Source organism: Streptomyces sp. NPDC059679 (assembly GCF_042734105.1).
Classification (GTDB): domain Bacteria; phylum Actinomycetota; class Actinomycetes; order Streptomycetales; family Streptomycetaceae; genus Streptomyces.
In genome coordinates, this window is record NZ_JBHWES010000082.1 from 1 (window position 1) to 25,523 (window position 25,523).

The window sequence follows — 25,523 nt, forward strand, 5'->3', positions numbered from 1 at the left end:
GACCCCGAGCACTGCATCGAACACGTACAGCGATACGCGGACATGGGCGTCGAAGCACTCGTCCTGCGTGTCGACAGCCTGCCCCACGACCAGCTGATGCGCTCGATCGAACTCTTCGGCAAGTACGTCATCCCCCGCTTCAAGCACCCCCGCAACGTCGTGCGCTCGGCCGACGACATCCTCGCCGAGATCCGAGCCGCCCGCCCCGCCCACGAAGAAGCACTCCGCCAGTTCAACGACACGCACAACCCCAGCCACCACAAGGAGACCAGCCGATGACCGACCTCTACCACCACGGCACCGGCAACGTCCTCACCGAACGCCACGACAACGGCGTCCTCCAGATCACAACCGGCGTCCCGGCGCACGGAGTGGTGCGATGACCCGCGACCCGGGCTCCTTGTCCTTCGAGCCGTTGACCCCGACGTCGTATCTGGATCGTGCCGCGGCGGCGCACGGGGATCGGGTCGCGGTGGTCGATGGGCGGTCCCGGTGGACCTATGCGGAGCTGCGTGATCGGTGCCAGCGGTTGGCGGGCGGGCTGGCACCGTTGGCCGGGGGGCGTCCGGTGGCGGTGCTGGCACCGAACACGCATGTGTCGCTGGAGGCGCACTACGGGGTGCCGTGGGCGGGGGTGCCGCTGGTCGCGGTGAACACCCGGCTCTCGGTGGGCGAGGTCGCCTACATCCTGGAGCACTCCAAGGCTTCCGTGCTGATCCACGACCCGTCGTTCGACGTGTTGGTGGACGAGGCCCTCGCCCGGCTGGACGCCCCACCGTACCGGATCAGGGCGGGGCAGGAGTACGAGGATCTGCTGGCCGCGGCGGAGCCGCTGCACCTGACCCCGGCCGACGAACGGGCGCTGCTGTCGATCAACTACACCTCGGGGACCACGGGCCGCCCGAAGGGTGTGATGTACCACCACCGGGGCGCGTTCCTCCAGGCCGTGGCGATGGTGGGGCACACCGGACTGACGCCGTCGAGCGTTCATCTGTGGACGCTGCCGATGTTCCACTGCAACGGATGGACGTTCCCGTGGGCGGTGACCGCGGCGGCCGGGACGCACGTCTGCCTGCCGAAGGTGGATCCGGAGGAGATATGGCGGCTGCTCCGGGAGGAGGGCGTCACCCACCTCAACGGGGCGCCGACGGTGCTGTCGATGATCGCCTACGCCCAGGAGGCCGCACCACTGGACCGTACGGTGCGGATCGCCACCGGTGGGGCGCCGCCGTCGCCGGCGATCCTGCGGCGGACGGCGGAGCTGGGGTTCGAGGTCACGCACCTGTACGGGCTGACCGAGACCTACGGCCCGGCGATGCTGTGCGACTGGCGCCCGGAGTGGAACGACCGCGACGCTGCGGCACAAGCGCGGCTCAAGGCGCGCCAGGGCGTCGGGAACATGATCTCGTGCGTGCCGCGGGTGATCGCGGACGACGGTACGGACGTCCCCGCGGACGGTGTCACCATGGGGCAGATCGCGTTGCGCGGCAACAACCTCATGCTCGGCTACCTCGACGACCCGGAGGCCACCCTGGCGGCGGTGCCGGACGGATGGTTCCGGACCGGGGACATCGGCATCCTGCACCCCGACGGGTACGTGGAGCTGCGTGACCGCTCGAAGGACGTGATCATCTCGGGTGGGGAGAACATCGCGTCGGTCGAGGTGGAGCAGGCGATCATGGATCATCCGGCGGTGCTGGAGGCGGCGGTGATCGCGGTGCCGGACGAGCGCTGGGGTGAGGTCCCTGCCGCCTATGTGAGCCTGCGGGAAGGCGCTACGGCTACCGAGGCGGAGATCATCGAGCATGTGCGGGGCAGGCTGGCCCGGTTCAAAGCGCCGAAGTCGGTCACGTTCACCGAGTTGCCGAAGACCTCCACCGGGAAGATTCAGAAGTTCGTGTTGCGGGACAAGGCATGGGCCAGGAGCGAGAGCCGCATCCGGTGAACGACGGGAGCGGACCGGTGGCACGCGAGGTCGTCGTCGGGGAGTGTCAAACCGCGTGCTTCCACACGGCAGAGCGTCCGGTGGGCGATCAGAAACGCCAGGGCCTGCGGTAGGTGGTCGCCGTCGTCCTCATGTGGCGAGGGCGCGTCGGGTTGTTCAAGCGCAGTGGATCTGTCCAGCATGACGCAGGCTTGTGGCACTGCATCACCGGATACTGGACGCTGGCAGCGACCCGGTACGGCAAGCCATCCAGGAGATCTGGGAGGAGACTCTGCTCCCCGCCCGCGCTCTGGAGCAGCTGACCGCGGGCCCCACGCTGCGTCTCGCCGACCCACGTGGCGGGCCGGACTGGACCGTGCACATCTTTTTGGCCCGCATCAGTCAACGTCGGCTCACTCTCAACTGGGAGCACAAGACATACCGGTGGGTATGGCCTTGGAAGCTGTCGCAGTTCGATGGGCAGGTCGCATGGCTGACAGACGTCCTGCGAGCAGTCGACTTTCTGCCGTCAGCCACGGCGCGTGATGGGGTCGCGTCCTAAGGCCGGTGCGAACCGGTCCAGCGCCCTGGGTCAGCCGATCAGGTGGCCCGAATTCAAGCAGAAAGCTCGATCTCAAAGGCACATCCTGTGCAGTCGCGGAGTTATCCGTCTCCTGACGGAGCATAACGCGAAATCCCTAAGGCGTGGTGCCGAATACGGAGGTGGTCTGTGATGGTGACGGAACTGAAGTCGGCCGGCGGCAACGGCGGTCCTGCCCAGGAGGCGGAGCTTGTTGCGCTGGAGTCGGTCGAACAGCGGGTGCTGTGGCTGTCCACAGCGATCATCGATCACGCCAACCGGGTGCGGCCGAACCCTTCGGGGCTGAAGGTGGGCGGTCACCAGGCGTCCAGTGCCTCGATGACCTCGATCATGACGGCGCTGTGGTTTCATGCGCTGACCGCGGATGACCGGGTGTCGGTCAAGCCGCATGCCTCACCGGTGTTGCATGCGATCAACTACTTGCTGGGCGAGCTGGACGAGTCCTACCTGACCACGCTGCGTGCCTTCGGCGGTCTGCAGAGCTACCCCAGTCGTTCCAAGGATCCTGACCCGGTCGACTACTCCACCGGTTCGGTCGGCATCGGCGCCACCGCTCCCCTGTGGGGCGCTCTCGCCCGGCGCTACGTGGAGGGGCGCTTCGGCGGTGCCGGGAGGGGGCGCCAGTACTCCCTGCTCGGCGATGCCGAGCTGGACGAAGGCGCGATCTGGGAGGCTATCCAGGATCCGATGGTGCCGGGCCTGGGCGAGGTGGTGTGGGTCGTCGACCTCAACCGGCAGTCCCTGGACCGAGTCATCCCCGGCATCGCCGCGGACAAGCTGCACGGCATGTTCGCCGCGGCAGGCTGGCAGGTGATCTCCCTCAAGTACGGGCATCTCCTTCAGGAGTTGTTCACCCGGCCCGGCGGCGAGGCCCTGCGCGCTCGTATCGATGCCATGGGCAACCCCGAATACCAGCGCCTGCTGCGCTGCTCCGCCGACGAGCTGCGCGAGCGCTTGCCCGGCACCGGCTCGACCGCCGGGCCGATCGCCGACCTCATCGCCCCCCTGGACGACGCCTCGCTCCTGGCGGCGCTGCGCAACCTGGGCGGCCACGACATCGGCGCGCTGTCGGATGCGTTCGCCGGTGTCGACGACACCCGCCCGACCGTGATCTTCGCCTACACGGTCAAGGGCTACGGGCTCCCCACCGAGGGCCACCCGCAGAACCACTCCTCGCTCCTGACGGCCGACCAGATGAGTGCGCTGGCCGACCGCCTGGGAACCGATCTCGACGACCCGTGGACGCGTTTCGGTGAGGGTTCGGCGGAAGCGGCCCTGTGCGCGGCGGCCGCCCAGCGGCTGCGCCGCCCCGAACAGGCGCCCCAAGAGCCCCCTGCGGTCCCCGCCGACCTGGCGCGCCCGGCCCCTACCGGCATCGGGAACACTCAGCAGGCGCTTGGCCGCGTCCTGCTGGATCTCACCCGGCGGGCGCCGGAGGCGGCCGCCCGGATCGTCACCGTCAGTCCGGACGTCAGCTCCTCCACCAACCTGGGCGGCTGGCTCAACAAGGTGGGCGTGTGGTCGCCCACCGAGCGCACCGACTGGTTCGCCGATGACGCCGAGACCATCCTGCACTGGCGCGAGCAGCCCGCCGGTCAGCACATGGAGCTGGGCATCGCGGAGACCAACCTGGTCGGTCTCCTCGGCGAGCTGGGCGCCACCTGGAGCCGGTGGGGCCAGCCGTTGCTGCCGATCGGCGTCGTCTACGACCCCTTCGTCAACCGGGCACTGGAGCCTTGGTCGTTCGGCATCTACGCCGGTGGCCAGTCGATCCTGGTCGGCACCCCTTCCGGGGTCACCCTCGCCCCGGAGGGCGGTGCGCATCAGTCGATCACCACCCCCTCGCTGGGCATTGAACAGCCCGGCTGCGTCACCTATGAGCCGGCGTTCGCCATCGACACCGAATGGTGCCTGCTCGCCGCACTCGGCAACTTGGCCAGTCCAGGGGGCAGGTCGGCGTATCTGCGGCTGTCGACCCGCCCCATCGACCAGTCGACAGCCGCGGTGCCCAGCGACCCGGCCGCTCGCGAACGCCGTCGCCGGCAGGTGACCGCCGGGGCCTACCGGCTGCGGCAGCACGAGAAGCCCGTGGTGACACTCGCCGCGATGGGCGCTTTGGTCCCGGAGGCCCTGGCCGCCGCCGACCGGCTCGCCGCCATCGGCCACGGCGCCGACGTGGTATGCGTGACCAGCCCGGACCTACTCTTCCGCGCGCTCCAGGCCCGTCGCGGCCTGTCGGACGACCCGGCGTGGATCCTCGACCAGGTCTTCCCCCCAGGCCGGGCCACCCCGCTGGTCACCGTCCTGGACGGGCATCCCCACACCTTGGCTTTCCTGAGCGCGGTCCAGAACGTTCCCGTCAGCACCCTCGGCGTGACCCGGTTCGGCCAGTCCGGGGCGATCGAGGACGTCTACCGCTATCACCGCATCGACACAGACAGCATCGTCACCACCGCCCTCGACCTCATCGATTGAGCGAGAACCCGGCAGCCTCTGCGTGCAGGGGATTCGCCTCTCACACCCCGTCCGGCGGCACGCCCCTGTCTTGCCGAAAAGACGTGCCGCCGGACGGTTCCGGCGCAGCCGACCCGGACCACCACCCCATGGGGCAACAGCTCCCCGCCCTCTCCGTCCGGCGGCACGGTGCGGCACCCGCCCTGACGAGCCGCGCCGTGCCGCCGGGCCGCAACCAACCTGTCCGCCCTTCCCACGGCGAGCCGAGCAGACGCACCACCCGGACGATTGGACATGTGATGAAGGCTCTGAGCGGAATCGAACGAAAGTGGTCCGGGGCTCGGGCCGTTCCCCGACCGGCCGCACGGTCAGCCAGTCGTCGGTATCTGGCCGTGGGTGGCAGGATCGGCGAGGTCGTCTCGAAGCCGTCGGCAAGCGCCTCCGTCGCCGATGAGCTCCAGCAGTGCGATGACGAAGGGTTCCTCCGCTGATGCGCATCGTCCTCGTCGGGCCGCCGGGTGCTGGTAAGGGCACTCAGGCCACACGCCTGGCCGGGAAGCTGTCGATCCCGCACATCTCTACGGGCGATCTGTTCCGGGCCAACATCAGTCGGCAGACCGAGCTGGGGAAACTCGCGAAGGCCTCCATGGACGCCGGCAACCTCGTCCCCGACGAGCTCACCATCGCGATGGCGAAGGACCGCATGCGACAGCCGGATGCCGAGGACGGCTTCCTGCTCGACGGTTTCCCGCGCAATGTCTCGCAGGCCGAGGCCCTCGACGAGCTGCTGAAAGCCGAGGCCATCAAGCTGGACGCGGTTCTTGACCTCGAAGTCCCCGGGGGAGAGGTCATCAAGCGCATCGCCGGCCGGCGCATCTGCCGCAGCCGGTCGGCACACGTGTTCCACGTGTCGTACAGCCCGCCGAAGAAGCAGGGCGTGTGCGACGTCTGCGGCGGTGAGCTCTACCAGCGCGACGACGACTCCGAGGAGACCGTCCGCAAGCGGCTCGAGGTCTACCACACGCAGACCGAGCCGATCATCGAGTACTACAAGACGCAGGGCCTGGCGGTCACGATCCCCTCCCTGGGCCCGGTGGACGAGGTCACGCGGCGGGCGCTGGAAGCCCTCGAGCGCGAGGACGACGGCAAGTAGCCGCCAGCACGTCTTTCACCACCACAAAGGCGGCGGCGGGCGTATGCCCAGAGCGGAGTGCCCTTTGGCTTCTGGGGAGACCTGACCGGCAAGAACGTCGCAAAGCATCCATCGAGGGATGGCTGGGCGTACCAGGCTCCGGCAACGGCATCTGGGCCTTCCGGCAAGTCTCACCAGGGATGGGACCGGTTCACCCAGATTGCGGACCGGCACGAGATGGAAAAAGTGCAGGCCCACCACTTGGCCGGGAGTCCACAGCCTACGACGCCTACCGCGCGCACCGGAGACGCCCGCGTTGGCGATCCAGCGCTTGACGCCGTTGAGCACCCAGTGGTCGCCGTCGCGGACCGCCTTGGTCTTCATGCCGGCCGCGTCGGGGCCGGAGAGGATGACGGGCAGAGAGCCCAGCTTGTTCACGGTCGGGATCAGGAGCGCGGAGACACAGACCGCGCCGCCTTCTCGATCACGATCACGGTGGCGAGGGCGTCCGCGCCCGCCCCGCCGTACTCCTCGGGCACGTGCACCGCGTGCAGGTCATTCGCGACGAGGGCATCGAGGGCCTCCTGCGGGAAGCGGGCCTCCTCGTCCACCGCGGCGGCGTGGGGCGCGATCTTCGCCTCGGCGAGCGAGCGGATGGCGTCACGGAGCATGTCGTGCTCCTCGGACGGGCGGTACAGGTCGAAGTTCGGCAAGACCACGAACGGGCTCTGGCGTAGATGGTCGACTACTTGGAGCAGGGCGCCCAGGACCCCGATCCCGTGGGCCGTGCCTGCGGAGCGGCCCGGCTGGTCATGCGCATGTATGCCGAGCGATGCGGTCTTCGCGCCTGGCTGCGCTCCGGCGCCCGGGGGCGACGTGGCCATCGGGGTGGATCAGGCTCTGAGACTCGTCCACCGCGCTTGGGGTGATACGGGGGAATCGCTCATCCTGGTCGCCAGAAGCAGCACGCCGATGTGGCAGACCGTCCAACGCCTCGAAGATGCCTGGGTGGAAGCACCTACCGATGGTCTCCAAGAGGGAACTGAGTTCCCTGGTATCTGATAATCAGTACCCTCCCAGGACGTGCTTCCCTCGAGTGCCTTGCCATCATGGACTGTCCGCAGGGGCGATGATGGCTCGTTAGTCGCTTCGGTGGCTGACGGGGGAGGAGGGTGCCTGCTGAGCTGCCGTTTTCCCGCAGCGGCTCAGGGAGGTTGACTCCGCGTTCTCTGCATCCGGTCCGATGCGTTCTGGACGGCGTTAGTCTGTCTCGCGGTCAGGCCGGGTGCGAACGTGGCGGTCGCGTCCAGCGCCATAACCGGCAGCGGCCATGACCAGGCTCAATGCGGTGAGGAGCAGGAGTGCACCAGTCCAGCTGCCGGTGGTGTCGTGGAGGACGCCCAGAAGAAGGGGTCCGGCCGCGGCGACGAGATAGCCGATGGACTGAGCCATCCCGGCCAGGGCTGTGGTCTCGCTGGGACCAGTGGCACGCTGGCTCTGGAAGCTCAGGGCGAGCACGAGACAGACCCCGGCGCCCAACCCGAGAAGAGTGCACGCCGCGAGTGCGAGCGCCGGAAAGAGGAGCAGAAGCGCGAAGCCCGCGGCGACGATCGCTGAGCCCGCGGCAGCGGCGAAGCGCTGGTCGTGGCGGCCTCGAGTGATCAAAGGCAGCAACATGCCCGTGACCAGTGCGACGAGCTGGTAGTAGAACAGCGTCCAGCCGGCAGCCGTGGTGCTCATGCCCTGCTGACTGAGGATGCTGGGCAGCCAGGCGACGGCGGTGTAAAAGGCAAGGGATTGCAGGCCCATGAAGAAGGACACCTGCCACGCCAGCCAGGATCGCCATGGGGTTCGGGCGTGCGTCCCACGAGACCGCACGTCGCCGTCCGGCCGGGACCCGCGTAGCCGAGGCAGCCACACGGCGAGAGCGGCGACGGTGACGACTACTCCCCAGGCCAGGGCGGAATGCCAGGTTCCGGGTAGGATCCCGGCAAGCGGGACAGAGATGCCGGACGACAGAGCGGCGACCACTCCCATCGCGGTGACGTAGAGAGCGCTGACGGTATGAACCCGCGGGCCGGGCACGTGGGTGCGAATCACCGTAGGCAGCAGGACGTTGCCAACTGCGATCGCCACCGAGAGGATCACGGTTCCGACGAACAGACAGGCAAGCGAAGGCAGGGACCGGATCACGGTGCCCGCTGCCAGCACTGCGAGGGCGGCCACGAGGAGGCGGGTGGTGCCGACCCGGTGCGAGGTGCGCCCGACAAAGGGCGAAGTCACGGCAAACACAAACAGCGGCAGGGTGCTCAGTACGCCACCCTCCGACGCGGTCAACCCGGTGTCGTGCTCGATGGCCGGCAGCAGTGTGCCCACACCCGTCAAGGTCGCGCGTAGGTTGGCCGCCACCAAAAGGATCGCGATCAAGAGGCCGACGGAAAGGGCGGGTGTAGTAACCGGTGTCTTCGGGGTTGCGATCCGGTCGGCCTTCGTAGCCGTGGTGAGGCCGGCGCGGGAGTTCCTCGAAGTGGTCACTGCTGTCGTTCCGTTCCGGTCTCGGTGAGCTTCACGATCTCGGTGGCGCAGTAGCGTGCACCGACCTCGTCCTGGGCGGCGATCGCCTCAACGAGACGCCTGTGCAGAAGGCTGTGCTCCGCGGCCGTCGCGCTGGGCCAGACCATGCCGCCGATCTGTTCGGTGACCGCGATGCTGAGGACCTCGTACACCTCGGTGAGCAGGGCGTTCCCGCTGGCACTCACCACAGCCTGGTGGAAGCGGGTATCGACCTCCGCGATGGCGGCCATCTCCGGTGAATCCGCTGCCGCCTCGGCCTCGTCGAGGAGGTGCCGCAGGCGATGCAGGTCGTCTTCGGTACGCCGCAACGCGGCCAAGCCCGAGGCGTACTCCTCCAGCACTGCGCGCAGTTCCAGCACGTCGCTCCGCCTTGAGCTGTTGGCGCGTCTCACCAGTACCGAGTGCATTTCGCTCGATGTCCGGACGTATGTCCCGTCACCCTTCCGAGCCTCCAGCAGGCCCAGATGCACCAGCGCGCCGAGCGCCTCGCGCACCGTCGTACGCCCGACTCCGAGTTGCTCGACCAGGTCATGTTCGGGCGGAATCCGCGTCCCCACAGGCCATGCGCCGGATGTGATCTGCTCACGAAGGGTGTCCACCAGTTGCGCCGACAGGCTCGCGACACGGCGCGGCGCACGAAGATCTTTCATAAGGCGACACTAACACCGAATGTCTGACATCTGTACGTGATGTAGGTCGCCACCCGCCTTGGTCCGCCTGGCGTGCATGGGTTTCGACGCGGCGAATGCGTTGATCGCGGTGGCGCGGATGGGCGTCTTGACGACTCGGCCTAGGTGAGCAGCCGGTAACTTTTTTCCTTTTTATCCGTGCCTTGACTCCGCTGATACCAGGGCATACGTTGAATGTGAATCACCCATAACGTTAGTCGTCGATAACGACGGAAGAGTCGGTACGGACGTCATCGTCATGACTGAGGGGCTACCCCCGCCGGATCCCCGGTGGCCTGGCGCCGCCACACCGCGCCCGAGACGTTCCTCTCCGGCCTCGCCGTCCCCCGCCCCACCGGGAACACCCCCAGGACAGCGCCATGAATCACGACCTGCCCGTGAAGCTCAGCAACAGCCTTGAGACAGTCTCATCCGCTCGGACAGATGTGGTCTTCCCTCTGCCTCACATCCCAGAAGGTCTTGCCGCCGTCCGCCGACGCGCCGCCCGCGCCATGCAACAGTGGCGCATCCCCTCGGACCTTGCGGACGATGCGCTCCTGGTCATCTCCGAACTGATCACCAATGCGGTCGTTCACGCGCTTCCCCCCGCGTCGCTGTGCTTGTCCCGGCAGGGTGGCCGGGCTGCGTGTGCTGTCCGCATCGAGGTCACTGACGCGGGCCCGGCGCTGCTGCGCCACCACGGCGGCAGTCCTCGGCAGCCCGAGGAGAGCGGCCGCGGGAGCGCCATCGTCGCCGCACTGTCCGCCCGCTCCGGAACCACGACCTACCAAAGCGGGACCACTCGATGGGCGGAAATCCAATAGCCCACGCCCTGACCAGGCCCCGGCGTCCACCCCGCGCGGCAGCGTGCGGTCGCGCGGCAGACGTGTCACCTGCGGCTGGTGGAGGCGGTCAAGGGCGAGCTTCGCGAGCTCTGACGGCACGTACTCGGAAGTCGCAGATGCCTGACCGGCGACGCGTCGTCGTCCCCGCCGGGCGGTCGGCTGATCCTGCCGAGGGCAGCGGAAGCGCCAGTCAATCCTGGGGCTTACCTCCGAGTGGAGCCACAGCGATCATTCCTGTCAGTCCTTGATTTCGCAGATGACCGCGCCCGAGGTGAGGGACGCGCCGACCTCGGCGGCCAGGCCCTTGACGGTGCCCGCGCGGTGGGCGTTGATGGGCTGCTCCATCTTCATGGCCTCCAGGACCACGACGAGGTCGCCCTCGGCCACGGTGTCGCCCTCGGCCACGGCGACCTTGACGATGGTGCCCTGCATCGGGGAGGCCAGGGCGTCGCCGGAGGCGGCGGAGCCGGACTTCTTGACCGCCTTGCGCTTCGGCTTCTTCGAGCCGCCCGCGGGGGCGGTGGCCACTCCCAGGGAGGCGGGCAGCGAGACCTCCAGGCGTTTGCCGCCGACCTCGACGACGACGGTCTCGCGGGCGGTGGGCTCCTCGGCCTCGTCCGCGCCGGTCGGGGTGAACGGGGCGATGGTGTTGTTGAACTCGGTCTCGATCCAGCGGGTGTGAATGGTGAAGGGCTCGCTGGTGAACGCCGGGTCCTTCACCACCGCCTGGTGGAACGGGATCGCGGTGGCCATGCCCTCGACCTGGAACTCGGCCAGGGCGCGGGCCGCGCGCTCCAGGGCCTGCTTCCGCGTGGCGCCGGTGACGATCAGCTTGGCCAGCAGCGAGTCCCACGCCGGGCCGATGACGCTGCCGGACTCCACGCCCGCGTCCAGCCGCACACCCGGCCCGGCGGGCGGCACGAAGGAGGTCACCGTGCCCGGAGCGGGCAGGAAGTTGCGGCCCGGGTCCTCACCGTTGATGCGGAACTCGAACGAGTGCCCCCGCATCGGCGGATCGTCGTAGCCGATGGCCTCGCCGTCCGCGATACGGAACATCTCCCGCACCAGGTCGATGCCGGTGACCTCCTCGGTGACCGGGTGCTCCACCTGGAGACGGGTGTTGACCTCCAGGAACGAGATCGTGCTGTCCATCCCGACGAGGAACTCCACCGTCCCCGCCCCGACATAGCCCGCCTCCTTGAGGATGGCCTTGGAGGCGGCGTAGAGCTGGGCGTTCTGCTCTTCGGTCAGGAAGGGTGCGGGGGCTTCTTCGACGAGTTTTTGGTGGCGGCGCTGGAGGGAGCAGTCGCGGGTGGAGACGACGATGACGTTGCCGTGGGTGTCGGCCAGGCACTGGGTCTCGACGTGGCGGGGCTTGTCGAGGTAGCGCTCGACGAAGCATTCGCCGCGGCCGAAGGCGGCCACGGCTTCGCGGACGGCGGAGTCGTAGAGTTCGGGGACTTCTTCGAGGGTGCGGGCGACCTTCAGGCCGCGGCCGCCGCCGCCGAAGGCGGCCTTGATGGCGATGGGCAGGCCGTGCTGCTCGGCGAAGGCCACGACCTCCTCCGCCCCGGAGACGGGGTCAGGGGTGCCGGCGACGAGGGGGGCTCCGGCGCGCTGGGCGATGTGGCGGGCGGCGACCTTGTCACCCAGGTCGCGGATGGCCTGCGGCGGGGGGCCGATCCAGGTCAGGCCCGCGTCCAGGACGGCCTGGGCGAACTCGGCGTTCTCGGAGAGGAATCCGTACCCGGGGTGGACGGCGTCGGCGCCGGACTCGACGGCCGCGGCCAGGACCTTGGCCTGGTCGAGATAGCTGGCCGCCGGGGTGTCACCGCCCAGCGCATAGGCTTCATCGGCCGCGCGCACATGACATGCGTCCCGGTCCGGATCGGCGTAGACGGCTACGCTCGCGATACCGGCATCCCGGCAGGCACGGGCAACACGGACAGCGATCTCGCCACGATTGGCTATAAGCACCTTCATCAGCATGTCGGCTCCAGGGTCTGGTTCGGGGCGGCGTAGAGCCGGTCGGTGTTTCCGAGGATCTGGCCCATGTCCGCGCCGAGGGTGGAGACCGCGCGGATGCCCATGGCCTCCAGGGAGGGAATGTCGACGTCGGGGATGATGTCGCCGACAAGGACACGGACATCGACCGCGTCCTCCGGCACGGAAAGGTTGATCACCTTCTGCGCGATCGTCACTGAAAGGACGGAGAGACCCAGGACTGGGGCATCCTCGGCGACGACGATGGCGACGATCTGTTCCGGGGCCCGGTTCGGGTCGGTGCCGATGACCTCGTAGCCGGTGTCGCGCGGGAACAGAGCGATGACGTTGGCGCCGCGGTCGCGGCCGTCAAGCCAGGGCTTGACGGTACGGGTGCCCGGCGCCGGCGCGGCACCGGCACGAGCTGTCCGCTGTTGCGGCGTCTCCACGGTCTCTCCGTTCGAATGGTCAGCGAGGCGGGAGGACCCCACCGGCCGCCAGGGCCAGGGAGTTCGCCGTGCTTGTGCGACGACGTCGCGGATGCGGGCACCGTGGGTTCCTCAGCGTGGCCAGTAGGAGCTGCGCCACGCTGCCGGGCCCGGCTGGAGCGGGGGGCTGCACGAGATGTTGCGGGTTTTGACCGTCCACTTGTCCAGGTGCCGCGGCGTCGCAGGGACAGCTGAGGCCGCTGCGGCGCGGGCTGGGACCACCACGAGCGCGGCGGCCAGCTCTTCGGGAGTGGGATTGCCCCGTACGACCGTGAACACTATTGGCCGCCCTTTCTGAAGTCCGTGAGGTCAGTGGGGTCAGAGGGGGATGTTGCCGTGCTTCTTCGGGGGCAGTGCTTCGCGCTTGTTCCGCAGGGTCCGCAGTCCGCGGACGATGTGGCGGCGGGTCTCGGAGGGCATGATCACCGCGTCGACGTAGCCTCGCTCGGCCGCGATATACGGATTGAGGAGGGTGTCCTCGTAGTCCGCGATCAGTTCGGTGCGGGTGGTCTCCGGGTCGTCGGAGGAGGCGATGGTGCGCCGGTGGAGGATGTTGACCGCGCCCTGGGCGCCCATGACCGCGATCTGCGCGGTCGGCCAGGCCAGGTTGAGGTCGGCGCCCAGGTGTTTGGAGCCCATGACGTCGTACGCGCCGCCGAACGCCTTGCGGGTGATGACCGTGATCAGCGGGACGGTGGCCTCGGCGTAGGCGTAGATCAGCTTGGCGCCGCGCCGGATGATGCCGTTGTACTCCTGGTCGGTGCCGGGCAGGAAGCCGGGCACGTCCACGAAGGTCAGGACGGGCACGTTGAACGCGTCGCAGGTGCGTACGAAGCGTGCGGCCTTCTCGGAGGCGTCGATGTCCAGGCATCCGGCGAACTGCATCGGCTGGTTGGCCACGATGCCCACCGGGTGGCCTTCGACCCGGCCGAAGCCGGTGATGATGTTGGGGGCGAAGAGGGCCTGGGTCTCCAGGAACTCGTTGTCGTCCAGGACGTGCTCGATGGCCTTGTGCACGTCGTACGGCTGGTTCGCCGAGTCGGGGATGAGGGTGTCCATCTCCCGGTCCTCGTCCGAGACCTCCAGGTCGGCCTCGTCGGGGAAGGCGGGGGACTGGGAGAGGTTGTTGGAGGAGAGGTAGGACAGCAGGGTCTTGACGTACTCGATGCCGTCCTTCTCGTCCCCGGCCATGTAGTGCGCGACACCGGAGGTGGTGTTGTGGGTCCGGGCGCCGCCCAGCGCCTCGAAGCCGACGTCCTCACCGGTGACCGTCTTGATCACGTCGGGGCCGGTGATGAACATGTGCGAGGTCTGGTCGATCATCACCGTGAAGTCGGTGATCGCCGGGGAGTAGACCGCCCCGCCCGCGCATGGGCCCACGACCAGGCTGATCTGTGGGATCACGCCGGAGGCGTGGGTGTTGCGGCGGAAGATCTCGCCGTACATGCCGAGTGAGACCACGCCCTCCTGGATGCGGGCGCCGCCGGAGTCGTTGATGCCGATGACCGGGCAGCCGGTCTTCAGCGCGAAGTCCATGACCTTGACGATCTTCTCGCCGAACACTTCCCCGAGCGCGCCGCCGAAGACCGTGAAGTCCTGGGAGAACACGGCGACCGGGCGGCCGTCGACCGTGCCGTAGCCGGTGACCACCCCGTCCCCGTAGGGGCGGTTCTGGTCGATGCCGAAGTTGGTCGAGCGGTGCCGGGCGAACTCGTCGAGCTCGGTGAAGGACCCCTCGTCCAGGAGGAGGTCGATGCGTTCGCGTGCGGTCAGCTTGCCCTTGGCGTGCTGCTTCTCCACCGCGCGCGCCGAGCCCGCGTGCGTGGCCTCGTCGATGCGGCGCTGCAGGTCCGCGAGCTTCCCCGCGGTGGTGCGGATGTCGACGTCGGCCGGCTGCGCGGGCTCGGTGCTCACTGCTTGGCTCCCTTCTGAGCGTTGGCGCTGGTGGCGTGCAAGGTGGTGAGCGAGAGCCCGGTTGCCGAGGCAGCTGTGACGCCTGGGGGCACCGTTACGTCATCGCGTCTCAGCGTTCTTGGCAGGAACGAATCGGTCGGCATTGGGGGGCGGAGTGGTAGGCGGCAGCCAGGAGGGGGCATGTGAGGCACTCCAGAGGTGATGGGCCATGGCCTGTGGGGCTGAACGCAAGGTCAGAAGGTGTCGTGGGGGACGTACACACCCCAGACGTCGCTGGAGCAAGTGGGCGTGCTGCCTCGGCCTTCATCGCCACGGAGGCTGTGGAGGCTCGCAGAGACGGAAGAGGAGTGCCTGAGGGCCGGACTCGATGCCTTCTGCCAGACACACCGGGGCCCCGACCCGCACGGTGAGCGGCGGCACGCCGATGACCCTGGAGCACAGCCAGAATCCCTCGTTCATGTTGATGGTGGCGAGTGCGCACTGTCTCCCGGGGCTCCGGCCCACGGCCAGGACATGACGGATGACTCCGGTGCCGCAACTGAGCTCCCAGGCGAGATCGGTGGAGGCGCAGACGGGACACAACAGCCGGCGGAAGACTGCGGTCCGACACCAGCGGCAGCGCTGGAAGTACAGCTCTCCACCCCCCACTCCACCCAGCGGCACCTGCGTGGGGCAGTCCGCCTCCGGGAGTGGGCTCGCGCTTGGATCGACCTCCCGTTCGACGGGGGCGCTATCCGTGGTTTCGATCGCTGTATGGAGCACGGTGTCTCTCTCCGTCCCCGGCCGGAAACGACCCGTGACGGGAGGTGGTGGCTCACCGGTCACGGCTGTGGCACGTCGCACCGCTGTGGTGGCGTGCATATCCAAGCTATGGCACTGAGTGCCGTAAGTAAAGTACTCAGTTCCATATGAGGTGTGGGTGCTGGACGTGGTGGTGTGCCGAGGCGGTGGTTCCTTGTGGTGGCAGGCGAAGATGTCCCTGGTCGGGTGCAGGGGAGTGCTCGGCTCGCTCCTTGCGGGGACGCCACACCGCGCCACTCGGCGCCCGATGCCCGAGGAATTCGGTACTCAGTCCCATCGAGACGAGGCAAGTGGCGTCCGCGCGGTAAGGCGGGGAAGGATGGGGGATCATGAGCAAGCTACCTGCACGGATCCGACTGGCAGATGCCGCATTCGCGCTCTTCGACGAGCGCGGATACGAGCAGACGACCGTCGATGAGATCGCTGAGCGAGCGGGGCTCGGGCGCACGACGTTCTTCCGGAACTACCGTTCCAAGGAAGACGTCATCTTTCCGGACCACGACCGGGTCCTGGCGTTGATCAGAGATCGGCTGGCGACCTCGAGCCACAGCACCGCCCTGGTCGCCGTGTCGGACGCGGTTCGACTCGTACTGCTGCACTACGTGGAGGAGGGCGACCTGGCCAGGCGGCGATATGCCCTCACGAGCAAGGTGGCTGCCCTGCGTGACCGGGAGATCGCCAGTGTGGGCCGCTATCAGCGACTGTTCCGGGAGTTCATCGCGGACTGGATGGGGGGTCCGACGGAATCGGCGTCGCTGAGGGCCGAACTCATGGCCGCCGCGGTGGTCGCCGCTCACAACCACGTGCTGCGTCGCTGGCTTCGGGGCGAGTCGTCCGACCCGGTCGCGGAGGTGGACGAGGCGATGCGCGAGGTGCTCGCTCTCTTTCCGGCACCCGGCTCCTCACCGGAGACCGGCGGTGGCACCACGGTTGTCGCGTTCAGAACCGGGCAGGACATCGACAGCCTGCTTCCCTCGTTGCGGCGTCTCGTGGAGGACGGTGTCGGTCCCTGAGGCCCGGCGCACCTTGATCGAGTGATGCCGCGCACAGCGGAGACAGGGGTGCGTCCTGGCGTGTTAGCTTCCGGCCGTGGCTTCCCCGGTCCCGCACACCTTCCCGTCCCACAGCGCAACCGCCGGAACCGGTCCAGGAGGCTGCCCGGCGGCACTCGGCACCCGTGCTCCGCTCGACCTTCTCGATCTGTTCGGCGACGGTTTCGTCCGTGACCCGTACCCCTGGCTGGGTCGGCTGCAGGCCGAGGCTCCTGTGCACTACGACTCCGGCACCGGGTTGTGGCTGGTAAGTCGCTACGCCGATGTTCGGCGAGTGTGAAAACGACCTCTTAGAAGCTGTTGTCTTTCCGGACGTGATCAACGCGTTTCTGTGCCGTTCGGAAACTCATCGCTGCTGCTCGGAGCGGTTCTGGCGTTCCACCACGGTCTGCTGGAACCCCGTCCGGGTGTTCGTCTCTCTGGTGTACCAGGTGGCTCGGAAGCTGCTCGCGTTCCCGGCGTTGCTTGTTGCGTCGGGATGCCGCCAAGGACGCGGAACTGCTTGTGGTGCGACACGAGAACGCGGTGCTGCGCAGGCAGCTCACGAAGCCTGTGCGGTACGAGCCGGCGGATCGGCTGTGGTTCGCGGCACTGTCGTCGCTGATCCCCCGGCGCCGGTGAGCGAACGCGTTCCTGGTGATGCCCACGACGCTGCTCGCACGGCACCGCAGGCTGATCGCTCGGAAATGGGACTACAGCAAGCGCCGGGCCGGGCCCGGGAGACCGCCGACCGCGCGTGTGGTGAAGGCGTTGGTGCTGCGGCTGGCCAAATTCGCGAGCCCCGGCGGTCGGCCTCGGTGCGACCTGGAACACCGATCTCGTACGGTGGGTCGGCGAGGCCGTCTCCACGGAGACCCGCGCGATGCGCGCCCCGCGACGACCCGGTGGGCCTGAACGTCTGGCCCTCGAAGAGGGCTCGGTCGATCTCTTCGTGGGTGACGGTCCGGTACTGGTAGTGCTCACGCGCTTGCCGGGTACGGCCGAGCCCCACGGCTTCGCCGATTGAGCGCTCCCGTTGTCGGGGACCAGTGTGCAGGACGTCCGCCTCGGACTGCGTGGCCCGGTGCGGGGTAGGTGGGCGCGTAGTGGCACAGCCCGGCGTGCTGGCCGGCCGTCGGCGAGGCCGGCCAGTTCGAGGCGGACGTCACCGTCGCGCCGCCCGCCGTGCGCAGCACCCGTTGAGGGCGGATGCTCCCCACCTTGGTCAGGTTGTGGGCCGCCAGCGGTGCGAACGCCTTCAAGCGCAGGTAGCCGGCATTCTCAAGTCGCGAAAGGCGGGCCAGCACCGCCCTTGCCACGCTGCCTTCGAGGCCGGTTCCCGGGAGACACGTCGACGGGGCCGGGGCTCGGCGGACTGAGTGGATTGTGTCGGCCACGGTCATGCCGTCGCCCGATGGACGCGGCAAGTGGCCATGGCCACGCGAGCGGTGTGGCAGATGGGCCGGTGTGTGCGCGCAGCTCCGGCTCGTGAGGTCGGAGCTGCCCGAGGAGTAACGGGCCGTAGTGGCTCACTGGGTGTAGAAGGTGGCGTCGGCCCGGTCGGTCGTCGTACTGAGAACCTGGACGTACAGCAGGTAGTTGTAGTGGCGGACGTAGCGGCCCGGGAGGTTGAACGACTCGTACGAGACTCCGGCGGAGTCCGCGAGGCCGGCCCGGGCGGTGAAGGAGGCGTCGCCGGCGAACAGCGACGTCCCGTCGTTCTTCTCCACCCAGACCTCGTTGTTCTTGTGGCGCAGGAAGTAGCCGGGGAAGTTCGCCGACTCCAGGGAGACGGTGCCGGTGCCGACGAGGCCGGTGACGACCCGGAACTGGGAGTCGGCCAGTGGCGAGACGTTCGCCTCGATCTTGGCGCGGTACTCCCAGTGCCGGATGAACCGGTCGGGGAAGTTGTACGAGGAGAGCCGGATCGGGGTGAGGCCGTCGGCGACCGGGATGCCGAAGTCGGGTGTGCCGTCGGCCTTCCAGTAGATCTTCTGGACGCGGGTGCGGCGGTTGGGGTCCTTGAGGGGGTCGCCACTGATGTCCTTGTAGCTGCGGTCGTGGTAGACGAGGATGTCCGACTTGCCGTCCTCGGAGACCGTGAACTGGTTGTGCCCGGGACCGTACTGGCTGGTGGCGGCGTTGCTCGCAAAGACCGGGTTCGCGTTCTTGCTCCATGACGAGGCGCTGAGCAGGTCGGCCGACGCCGAGGCGGTCAGCATGCCCATGCAGTAGTTGGCATTGGTGGCGCTGGCCGAGAAGGTCATGAAGACCTTGCCGCCCCGCTGGATCACAGCCGGGCCCTCGTTGACCGTCGCGCCTCCACCGGTCTCCCACGCGGCGGTCGGCCGGCTGATCATGACCGGTGTGCCGGTGATGGTCCACGGGCTGGACATCTGCGCGATGTAGAGGTTGGTGCCGACGCCGACGGCCGGGTCGTTCTGCGCCCAGGCGAGGTAGCGGGTGCCGTTGACGGCGAAGGTCGTCGCGTCCAGGGAGAAGGTGTCCAGCGGCAGGGCGATACGGCCCTTCTCCGTCCAGCTCCCCGTGATCGGGTTCGCTGCCGTGCACTCCAGTACGTAGGGCCGGATGTGCCAGACGTTGTTGGCGTCACCGGCGGCGAAGTAGATGTACCACTTGCCGTCGATGAAGTGGATCTCCGGGGCCCAGATGTAGCCGCCCATCGTACCGGTGGCGTGCTTCGTCCAGATGGTCGTCTCGGCGGCCGACGTGAGCCCCTGGATCGTGGTGGCCCTGCGCAGCACGATCCGGTCGTACGCCGGAACCGTGGCGGTGAAGTAGTAGAAGCCGTCCGTGTGCTTGAAGATGTGCGGGTCGGCCCGCTGCTCGGCGATGGTGTTCGTGTACGTCACACCAGGGGAGGCGGGCACGGAGGCGTGGGCGGTACCGGCCGAGACACCGGTGACGGTGGCGGCGGCCGAGCCGGCGATCATGCCGAGGACCGTTCGACGGGTGAGTGCAGGTCTCACGGAGTACTCCCTCTGGTGCTGGTGTGCGGCGATACCGCCCGTTCACATCTTGCCGGTATATCGAACACTGTTCGCGGTTTCGGCCAGAACATAGGTTCTGTACCTGCCGGAGTCAATGCTTCTGTATAGACATATCCATCGAGTCGACTGACGCCCGAGACGAAGAGCCGTCCGCGCCAACTCGCGCCACCGAGCTACAGGTTGGCTGGACAGGCCGTTCAAGGGGATACGCATGTCGGATGTATTGACGCACTCCGTTTCGCGGACTTATTGTCTGCCCGAGCTTACGAACAGTGTTCGATATCCCGTACAAATTATCTGGTCTGACAGGGCGTTGGCTACTAAGTCTTCCCCCTGCCGAGCAATGGGACGGAACGCCGCCGGGAGCAACAGCGGTCGGCACCAAGAGGCGGAGAGCCGGTGACCCACCATTGACATCGCCGCACTTCGAAAGCCATGCCCGCCGAGCCTGGACCAGAGAAGTCCCGCCCACACCGAGACCGAGCCTCCCGCGCCGCACCGCTCTCTCCCCCCTTCGCCCGACGGTGGCGCCTGCACACCGACAGGAGATCCACATGTCCGCGCTTCGTGCCCGGCTGACGGTGATAGCGCTCGCCGTCTGCCTCCTCTTCACAGGCCAGGCCCTGGCCACACCCCAGCGGGCGGCCGCCGCCGACCCCGGCTACCTGATGGTGCACTTCACCGGCGATTCCGCGACCGGTCAGATGTTGTACCTCGCACATAGCACGGACGGCCTGCACTGGAACGACCTCAACGGCGGAGCGCCGGTCCTGAACTCCAAGATCGGCACGAAGGGGGTGCGCGACCCCGCACTGGTGCGCTCTCCCGACGGGAGCAAGTACTGGATCATCGCGACCGACCTGTGTGTCCGCTGCGGCTCGACGTACGAAAACGGCAGCCCCAACTTCGTGGTGTGGGAGTCGACCGATCTGGTGACCTGGTCGAAGCCGTGGCTGCTCAGCACCGCCGGACTGATTGTCGGCGGGCGCAACGCGTGGGCGCCGGAGGCGATCTGGAACCCCGAGACCAACGACTACGTCCTGTACTGGGCGACGAACGCCACGGTGAACGGCGTGTTCAAGTACCGCATCTACTACGCCCGCACCAAGGACTTCCGCACCATCACCACCCCCCAGATCTGGATCGACCCTCCCGGCAGCACGCCGGTCGTCGACACCCAGATGACCGAGGTGCCCGCCGGTGTCGGCAACTTCCGCTACGTGCGGGTCTCCGGCGACGGCCAGAACACGGTCGAGGGCAGCAACTCGATCCTGGGGACGTGGACCAACCTCGGCAACCTCTCCAGCATCGGCCTCACCGGCAACGTGGTCGAAGGCCCGGTCTGGGTGAAGTTCCGAGACCGCGACGAGTGGGCCCTCTACATCGACTACAACAACCCGCAAGGCGTACGCGAATACAGGCCCATCCTGACGACCAACCCGTTCAGCGTCAGCTCCTACCGGCTTCAGGATGCGGCAAGCTACGAAATGGGCGGCACCCCGAAGCGCCACGGCGCGATCATGACCCTCACGGCCGCCGAGGAGAGCCGCGTGCTCGCCCGCTGGCCCAACACCCCTGCCCAGCGACTCCAGGCGTACAACTTTCAGGACCGGTACGTGCGCCACACCAACTTCGACGTGCGCGTCGACCCAGACGTCAGCCCCGCCGACGACGCCCAGTTCCGGCTGCGGCCCGGCCTGACAGGCACTGACACGGTCTCCTTCGAGTCGGTCAACTACCCCGGCTACTTCCTTCGGCACGCCAACTACGACTTCCAGCTCGCCTACAACGACGGCAGCAGCCAGTTCGCCGCGGACGCCACCTTCCGCAAGGTCACCGGCCTCGCCGACTCCACCTGGTCGTCGTTCCAGTCCTACAACCACCCGGACCGCTACATCCGTCACTACGCCTACCAACTCCGCCTCGACCCGATCACCACCGCGACAGGACGCAGCGACGCCACCTTCCGCGTGACCAGCTGACCCGACGCCGACAGGGATGCCGGCGCCTCCAGGGAGAACGCCGGCATCTCCTGGCATCGGCCACCGAACGCCCTCCTGCTCGGCTTCGTCCGCGTCGCCGAATGCACCCCGACCGCCGCCCACGTTTTCCACACACCTGGCAGGCACGAACCCGGGACCGGGCCGCGACCCACCTGACCACGCTCCTCGCAGGCCCGGCCGGCCGAGCCGCTCACGACATGCTCGGGCGCCCCGCACACGAACCCCTGCTCCGTCCTAGCCACGACGCCGTCGTCGCTTGCCACCGCTACTCACCGGCCACCTCGACCAGCCGCACGACGGCCCCACACCCCAAGCCGGCCGGTCCATCGCTACCGGCACCGTCGAAGGAGCCGAAGCCGTGTCCCCGGCTTTCCATACGCCTCGGAGGCACCAGATGAACGCAACCCCCCTCCCCTCGCGCCGGCTGTTCCTCGGCATGGCCGCGGCCGTGCCGCTGTCCGTGACCGGCGCGCTGACCATCGGTAGCCAGTCCGTGAGCGCCGCGACGGGCTCCCCGTTTGCCATGGGCTACTTCACCGAATCCCGCAGAGGCCTTGGCACGGACTACGGCCTGCACCTCGCGGTCAGCACCGACGGGCTGCAGTGGATGCCGCTGAATCAGAACAACCCCGTCGTGACCCCGACCGGGGGCGACGGTGGTCTGCGCGACCCCTTCATCCTGCCCAAGCGGGACGGCACCTTCGTCGTCATGGCGACCGACCTGAAGGGTACCGACTGGACCAAGCAGAGCCAGTACATCCACGTCTGGGACTCCGCCGACCTGCGCTCCTTCGACAACTACCGCCTGCTGAAACTGCACTCGATGGCCACCCACAGCTGGGCGCCCGAAGCCTTCTGGGACGCCTCCCGCGGCCAATACGCCATCATCTACTCGTCCGTCAACAGCAGCGGACACAACGTGATCATGGTCAACTACACCACGGACTTCCAGACGGTGACGTCGCCGCAGGTCTTCTTCGACCCGGGCTACGACGTCATCGACGGCTCCCTGGCCAAGGGCGTGAACGGCGTCAACTACCTGTACTTCAAGGCCCGCAACAGCCTCGTGGGGGCGAGGTCCACCTCCCTCGACCCGGGCAGCTTCACCGTCTTCACCTCGGGCCTGGCGCCGCAAGGAGGCATCGAGGGCCCGATCCTCGCCCAGGCTTCCGGCACCTGGTACCTGTGGGGCGACGCCAACGCGCTGTTCTTCACCTGGCAGACCAGCGACCTCTCCACCGGCACCTGGACCGCCACCGACCGGCGCGTCTACACCCAGCCGCTGAACTCCAAACACGCCACCATCCAGCCGATCCCCCAGACGGTGTACGACAACATGGTCGCCAAGTGGGGCAAGCCCGCCTGGAACCGGCTGAAGTCCTATAACTTCCCGGACAGATACTGGCGGCAAGCCGACTCCATCGGACGCATCGACCCGTACCCCTTCGACCCGTACACCGACTCGCAATGGAAGTTGGTGCCGGGGCTGGCCGACTCCTCCGGCGTCTCCTTCCAGTCCGTCAACCAACCCACCCGCTATCTGCGGCACTCCTACTACCAGCTGAGACTGGACGTCAACGACGGCACCACGAAGTTCGCCAATGACGCCACCTTCCACAAGACCGCCGGGCTCGCCGACCCGTCCTGGTCGTCGTTCCGCTCTCACAACTACCCGGACCGCTACATCCGGCACTACGACTACGTACTGCGCATCGACCCCATCACCACCGCCGTCGGCAAAGCCGACGCCACGTTCTCCCTCTGGTACTGACGCAACACGCCACGAGGGCCCGCACCGAGCAGGAAGCGTCGGTTGACTCCGACCGGGCCATCAGGAATGCGGGCATGTCTCACATTCGGCGCTGACGGATTGCGCCGCTGGCCGCGGAGGATGGGTGGCGAAGAACACGGTCTCCCGAGTCATCAATGACGCAGCCGGTGTCAAGGAGTCGACAAGGCGGGCCGTGCGGCGAGCCATCGAGGAGCTGGGATACGTGCCCAACCCTGCAGCCCGGCCACTGGCGGGCCGCGGGCCGATGCCATGGCCCTCATCCTGACGGAACCGGACTGGAGACAGTTCGCGCAGCCGGTCATTTCGGAGATCGTCCACTCGTTCGTGGGACGCGCTGACGGACACGGGGATGCAACTGCCGCCCCCTTGGTCCGCTCAGCGGACGAGCGGCAGCGCTTCCTGGAGTACGCCCGCGGCGGCCGGGGCGACGGAGCCCCGCTGATGTCCGTGCACGGGGCCGATCCGCTGCCGGACATGCGCCTGCGACAACCCGACGTCGTGGGCCATGACACCAACTGGCTCGCCGCCTCCCCTGGAGCTGACGAGCAACCAGCCCCGGGGCCGGTGCCGAAGAGAGCCGAATCCGGCACCCGGCCCGGAAGCGTTGAGGCAACCCTCGGCGTCCGCACCGCCGGACACCAGGGGTTCGTCGACGCTCACCCCTCACAACCCACCTGGTGAAGGAGTCCTTCATGATCAAGCCACCGTGGATACGCAGCGTCAGACGCGCGCTCCTCGCGGCCGGTGCCACCGCCGCGCTCGCCGCCGGCCTGCTCACCGCCACGGCCACCACCTCGCAGGCCGCCACCCAGGGGCCATGCGACATCTACGCCGCGGGCGGCACCCCCTGCGTCGCTGCGCACAGCACCACCCGCGCCCTGTACGGGGCGTACAACGGTCCGCTGTACCAGGTCAAGCGCGTCTCCGACAACACGACCAAGGACATCCTCCCGCTGAACGCCGGAGGTGTCGCCGACGCCGCCGCGCAGGACTCCTTCTGCGCGAACACCAGCTGCGTCATCACCGTCATCTACGACCAGTCCGGCAAGGGCAACAAGCTCACCCAGGCGCTCAGGGGCCACTGGCCCGGACCGGCCGAGGACGGAAACGACAACCTGGCCAACGCCTTCGAAGCACCGGTCACCGTTGGCGGCCACAAGGCGTACGGCGTCTACGTCGCCCCCGGCACCGGCTACCGCAACAACAACACCAACGGCATCGCCACCGGCGACCAGCCCGAGGGCATGTACGCGATCTTCGACGGCACCCACTACAACGGCGGCTGCTGCTTCGACTACGGCAACGCCGAGACGACCGGCAACGACGACGGCAACGGCACCATGGAGGCCCTCTACTTCGGCAACAGCAAGGGCTGGGGCTACGGCAGCGGCCCCGGACCCTGGGTCATGGCCGACATGGAGAACGGCCTGTTCTCCGGGGTCAACACCCGCTTCAACGACATCCCCTCCGTCAGCCACCGGTTCCTGACCGCCACACTCAAAGGCAGCCACAACCAGTGGGCCATCCGCGGCGGCAACGCCCAGTCGGGCAGCCTGTCCACCTACTACAACGGCGTACGCCCCAACGCCCCCGGCTACAACCCGATGAAGAAGCAAGGCGCGATCATCCTCGGCATCGGCGGCGACAACAGCAACACCGGCGCCGGCACCTTCTACGAAGGCGTCATGACCTCGGGCTACCCCTCGGACGCCACCGAGAACGCCGTACAGGCCAACATCACCGCCGCCGGCTACAACAGCGGCTCGACCAGCACCGGCTCACTGACCCCCGGCTCCCGGATCTCCCTGAAGGCCACCACCTCGCCCTGCTGCACATCCCACTACCTCCGCCACAACAACGCCGACAACAAGGTCGTCCTTTCCCCCATCAACTCCTCCAACGCGGCCACCGACAAGGCCGACGCCACCTGGATCGTCCGCGCCGGCCTGGCCAACACCTCCTGCCTGACCTTCGAATCCGCCAACAACCCCGGCCAGTTCCTGCGCCACTCCAACTACCAGCTCTACCTGAACACCGACACCGGCGGCAGCTCGTTCGCGAAGGACGCCACCTTTTGCCCCACCGCGGGCAACAGCGGGAGCGGCATCTCCTTCCAGTCCCTCAACTTCCCGACCAAATACATCCGCCACTACAATTACACGGCCTACATCGCCAGCAACGGGGGCTCCAACACCTGGGACTCCACGAGGTCGTGGGCCCAGGACACCAGTTGGGTCACCGCATCTCCCTGGAGCTGACGAGGGACAGCACCAAGAGATCCGCAGTCGACAGTCCTGACCGA

18 protein-coding genes and 3 pseudogenes are annotated in these 25,523 nt (G+C 67.9%); 12 read left to right on the forward strand and 9 right to left on the reverse strand.

All coding sequences use genetic code 11. The features are described 5' to 3' along the window. The 5 genes and pseudogenes from ACFV2X_RS48135 to ACFV2X_RS48155 form a co-directional block, all read left to right on the forward strand. Positions 1–279 (forward strand): annotated as a pseudogene (locus ACFV2X_RS48135) (hypothetical protein); the annotation flags it as partial. A gap of 100 nt (positions 280–379) precedes the next feature. Beyond that, on the forward strand, positions 380–1,945 hold the full coding sequence (locus tag ACFV2X_RS48140; RefSeq protein WP_385628900.1) for an acyl--CoA ligase family protein: 1,566 nt from the start codon (positions 380–382) through the stop codon (positions 1,943–1,945). 193 nt (positions 1,946–2,138) lie between these two features. Next, the gene (locus ACFV2X_RS48145; protein ID WP_385628902.1) at positions 2,139–2,486 is read left to right on the forward strand and encodes a hypothetical protein; all 348 of its coding nucleotides are present in this window, start codon (positions 2,139–2,141) and stop codon (positions 2,484–2,486) included. A gap of 171 nt (positions 2,487–2,657) precedes the next feature. Continuing rightward, positions 2,658–5,000 carry a pyruvate dehydrogenase gene (locus tag ACFV2X_RS48150; RefSeq protein WP_385628905.1) on the forward strand — a complete coding sequence of 781 codons (2,343 nt, stop codon included), beginning with the start codon at positions 2,658–2,660 and terminating at the stop codon, positions 4,998–5,000. Positions 5,001–5,469: 469 nt separating this feature from the next. Next, on the forward strand, positions 5,470–6,132 hold the full coding sequence (locus ACFV2X_RS48155) for an adenylate kinase (RefSeq protein WP_385628908.1): 663 nt from the start codon (positions 5,470–5,472) through the stop codon (positions 6,130–6,132). Positions 6,133–6,414: 282 nt separating this feature from the next. Here ACFV2X_RS48155 and ACFV2X_RS48160 read toward each other — a convergent pair. The 3 genes and pseudogenes from ACFV2X_RS48160 to ACFV2X_RS48170 form a co-directional block, all read right to left on the reverse strand. Beyond that, positions 6,415–6,782, reverse strand: a pseudogene (locus ACFV2X_RS48160) (acyl-CoA dehydrogenase family protein); the annotation flags it as partial. Positions 6,783–7,371: 589 nt separating this feature from the next. Beyond that, positions 7,372–8,538, reverse strand: a complete 1,167-nt coding sequence (locus ACFV2X_RS48165; protein WP_385628910.1) for an MFS transporter — start codon at positions 8,536–8,538, stop codon at positions 7,372–7,374. A gap of 104 nt (positions 8,539–8,642) precedes the next feature. Next, positions 8,643–9,335, reverse strand: a complete 693-nt coding sequence (locus tag ACFV2X_RS48170) for a FadR/GntR family transcriptional regulator (RefSeq protein WP_385628913.1) — start codon at positions 9,333–9,335, stop codon at positions 8,643–8,645. Positions 9,336–9,733: 398 nt separating this feature from the next. Here ACFV2X_RS48170 and ACFV2X_RS48175 point away from each other — a divergent pair, with 398 nt between their 5' ends. Further along, on the forward strand, positions 9,734–10,177 hold the full coding sequence (locus tag ACFV2X_RS48175) for an ATP-binding protein (protein WP_138911841.1): 444 nt from the start codon (positions 9,734–9,736) through the stop codon (positions 10,175–10,177). A gap of 258 nt (positions 10,178–10,435) precedes the next feature. Here the strand turns inward: ACFV2X_RS48175 and ACFV2X_RS48180 are convergent, their stop codons facing one another. The 5 genes from ACFV2X_RS48180 to ACFV2X_RS48200 all read right to left on the reverse strand — a co-directional run bounded on the left by ACFV2X_RS48180 (position 10,436) and on the right by ACFV2X_RS48200 (position 15,444). Next, positions 10,436–12,184, reverse strand: a complete 1,749-nt coding sequence (locus ACFV2X_RS48180; protein ID WP_385628981.1) for an acetyl/propionyl/methylcrotonyl-CoA carboxylase subunit alpha — start codon at positions 12,182–12,184, stop codon at positions 10,436–10,438. Next, on the reverse strand, positions 12,181–12,630 hold the full coding sequence (locus ACFV2X_RS48185) for a cobalamin B12-binding domain-containing protein (protein WP_385628917.1): 450 nt from the start codon (positions 12,628–12,630) through the stop codon (positions 12,181–12,183). Before ACFV2X_RS48185 ends, ACFV2X_RS48180 begins: the two co-directional genes overlap by 4 nt. A gap of 111 nt (positions 12,631–12,741) precedes the next feature. Continuing rightward, positions 12,742–12,948: an acyl-CoA carboxylase epsilon subunit gene (locus tag ACFV2X_RS48190; RefSeq protein WP_385628920.1), complete on the reverse strand. Its 207-nt coding sequence runs from the start codon at positions 12,946–12,948 to the stop codon at positions 12,742–12,744. 39 nt (positions 12,949–12,987) lie between these two features. Continuing rightward, positions 12,988–14,583, reverse strand: a complete 1,596-nt coding sequence (locus ACFV2X_RS48195) for an acyl-CoA carboxylase subunit beta (protein ID WP_385628922.1) — start codon at positions 14,581–14,583, stop codon at positions 12,988–12,990. A 303-nt stretch (positions 14,584–14,886) separates the two neighbouring features. Beyond that, positions 14,887–15,444, reverse strand: a complete 558-nt coding sequence (locus tag ACFV2X_RS48200) for a Zn-ribbon domain-containing OB-fold protein (protein ID WP_385628924.1) — start codon at positions 15,442–15,444, stop codon at positions 14,887–14,889. 269 nt (positions 15,445–15,713) lie between these two features. Here ACFV2X_RS48200 and ACFV2X_RS48205 point away from each other — a divergent pair, with 269 nt between their 5' ends. Then, positions 15,714–16,397 carry a TetR/AcrR family transcriptional regulator gene (locus ACFV2X_RS48205; RefSeq protein ID WP_385628927.1) on the forward strand — a complete coding sequence of 228 codons (684 nt, stop codon included), beginning with the start codon at positions 15,714–15,716 and terminating at the stop codon, positions 16,395–16,397. 76 nt (positions 16,398–16,473) lie between these two features. Then, entirely contained in the window at positions 16,474–16,716 is a 243-nt protein-coding gene (locus tag ACFV2X_RS48210; RefSeq protein WP_385628930.1) for a hypothetical protein, read from the forward strand. 1,228 nt (positions 16,717–17,944) lie between these two features. Here ACFV2X_RS48210 and ACFV2X_RS48215 read toward each other — a convergent pair. Beyond that, positions 17,945–19,369, reverse strand: coding sequence for a family 43 glycosylhydrolase (locus ACFV2X_RS48215; protein ID WP_385628984.1), 1,425 nt, complete (start codon positions 19,367–19,369; stop codon positions 17,945–17,947). Positions 19,370–19,980: 611 nt separating this feature from the next. On the opposite strand from ACFV2X_RS48215, the gene ACFV2X_RS48220 reads away from it, so the two are divergent. The 4 genes and pseudogenes from ACFV2X_RS48220 (at position 19,981) to ACFV2X_RS48235 (ending at position 25,479) form a co-directional block, all read left to right on the forward strand. Further along, entirely contained in the window at positions 19,981–21,408 is a 1,428-nt protein-coding gene (locus ACFV2X_RS48220; RefSeq protein ID WP_385628932.1) for a glycoside hydrolase family 43 protein, read from the forward strand. A 415-nt stretch (positions 21,409–21,823) separates the two neighbouring features. After that, positions 21,824–23,200 (forward strand): glycoside hydrolase family 43 protein, encoded by a 1,377-nt coding sequence (locus ACFV2X_RS48225; RefSeq protein WP_385628934.1) that lies wholly within the window; start codon positions 21,824–21,826, stop codon positions 23,198–23,200. Between the two features lie 124 nt (positions 23,201–23,324). After that, positions 23,325–23,698: pseudogene (locus ACFV2X_RS48230) on the forward strand (LacI family DNA-binding transcriptional regulator); the annotation flags it as partial. Between the two features lie 215 nt (positions 23,699–23,913). Continuing rightward, the gene (locus ACFV2X_RS48235) at positions 23,914–25,479 is read left to right on the forward strand and encodes an alpha-L-arabinofuranosidase B (RefSeq protein WP_385628936.1); all 1,566 of its coding nucleotides are present in this window, start codon (positions 23,914–23,916) and stop codon (positions 25,477–25,479) included. The last annotated feature ends 44 nt before the right edge of the window (positions 25,480–25,523 follow it).

Excerpts from the sequence above, each read along its gene's own strand:
- ACFV2X_RS48220 (WP_385628932.1), top strand. The coding sequence starts at position 19,981 with ATGTCCGCGCTTCGTGCCCGGCTGACGGTGATAGCGCTCGCCGTCTGC.
- ACFV2X_RS48170 (WP_385628913.1), bottom strand. The coding sequence starts at position 9,335 with ATGAAAGATCTTCGTGCGCCGCGCCGTGTCGCGAGCCTGTCGGCGCAA.
- ACFV2X_RS48205 (WP_385628927.1), top strand. The coding sequence starts at position 15,714 with ATGAGCAAGCTACCTGCACGGATCCGACTGGCAGATGCCGCATTCGCG.
- ACFV2X_RS48200 (WP_385628924.1), bottom strand. The coding sequence starts at position 15,444 with ATGCACGCCACCACAGCGGTGCGACGTGCCACAGCCGTGACCGGTGAG.
- ACFV2X_RS48175 (WP_138911841.1), top strand. The coding sequence starts at position 9,734 with ATGAATCACGACCTGCCCGTGAAGCTCAGCAACAGCCTTGAGACAGTC.
- ACFV2X_RS48155 (WP_385628908.1), top strand. The coding sequence starts at position 5,470 with ATGCGCATCGTCCTCGTCGGGCCGCCGGGTGCTGGTAAGGGCACTCAG.
- ACFV2X_RS48225 (WP_385628934.1), top strand. The coding sequence starts at position 21,824 with ATGAACGCAACCCCCCTCCCCTCGCGCCGGCTGTTCCTCGGCATGGCC.
- ACFV2X_RS48235 (WP_385628936.1), top strand. The coding sequence starts at position 23,914 with ATGATCAAGCCACCGTGGATACGCAGCGTCAGACGCGCGCTCCTCGCG.
- ACFV2X_RS48140 (WP_385628900.1), top strand. The coding sequence starts at position 380 with ATGACCCGCGACCCGGGCTCCTTGTCCTTCGAGCCGTTGACCCCGACG.
- ACFV2X_RS48215 (WP_385628984.1), bottom strand. The coding sequence starts at position 19,369 with ATGATCGCCGGCTCGGCCGCCGCCACCGTCACCGGTGTCTCGGCCGGT.
- ACFV2X_RS48150 (WP_385628905.1), top strand. The coding sequence starts at position 2,658 with ATGGTGACGGAACTGAAGTCGGCCGGCGGCAACGGCGGTCCTGCCCAG.